This is a genomic window from Streptomyces coryli, from assembly GCF_011044975.1.
Classification (GTDB): Bacteria; Actinomycetota; Actinomycetes; order Streptomycetales; family Streptomycetaceae; genus Streptomyces; species Streptomyces coryli.
Genome location: NZ_JAAKZV010000581.1, coordinates 1 through 746, shown reverse-complemented (window position 1 = coordinate 746; position 746 = coordinate 1). Strand labels below are relative to the sequence as shown.

1 protein-coding gene is annotated in these 746 nt (G+C 75.2%); it reads left to right on the top strand.

The window, feature by feature from the left end:
* Window positions 1–9: 9 nt before the first annotated feature.
* The coding region (locus G5C51_RS42300) for a UbiA family prenyltransferase (protein ID WP_338118519.1) at window positions 10–746 on the top strand (737 nt) is incomplete at its 3' end.

The window sequence follows — 746 nt, the reverse complement described above, 5'->3', positions numbered from 1 at the left end:
GGGCGGGGGGTGCGTCAGTCGGACGGAACGGCTCCTGTGCCCGCCGAGCCCGTCTCAATTCCTGACCCTGCGCCTGCCCCGGCTCCTGCGTCCGAGCGTGCCTCGGTGTCGGAGCCCGAGCCTGATCCCGCCTCGACGCAGGGGCACGTCCCGCGCGGCAGCGCGCTGCGAGCCTGGGCGGAACTCCTGCGCATATCGGCGGTGTTCACTGTCCCCGGCGACGCCCTCGCCGGTGCCGCGGCGGCGGGCCGCAGGCCGAATCGCGGGACGTTGCTGGCTGCAGGCGCCTCCCTCTGCCTATACGAGGCGGGCATGGCCCTGAACGACTACGCCGACCGCGACGTGGACGCCATCGAGCGTCCCCACCGCCCGCTGCCTTCGGGTCGCATCAGCCCGGGCGCGGCACTGGTAGCGGCCGCCGGCCTGACGGCGGTCGGTCTGTCGCTGGCAGCGGCGGCGGGCCGTAAGCCATTGGCAGTGGCGACGGCATTGGCCGGCACGGTCTGGGCCTACGACCTCCACCTGAAGCAAACCCCGGCGGGCCCGGCAGCGATGGCGATGGCCCGCGGCTTGGACTTGCTGCTGGGTTCGACGGCGACCATCGGCCGAGCCGCAGGCCCGATCCCCCGCCGAGAGCGGGCTGCACCCGGCGGCCCAACCGGCACCGAGATCAACGCAGCCAGCCCACCCGCCCCGAGGGGGCCCGGGGGCATCCCCCCGGTTGCGGGAAGGGGCGGGTCCGGGGC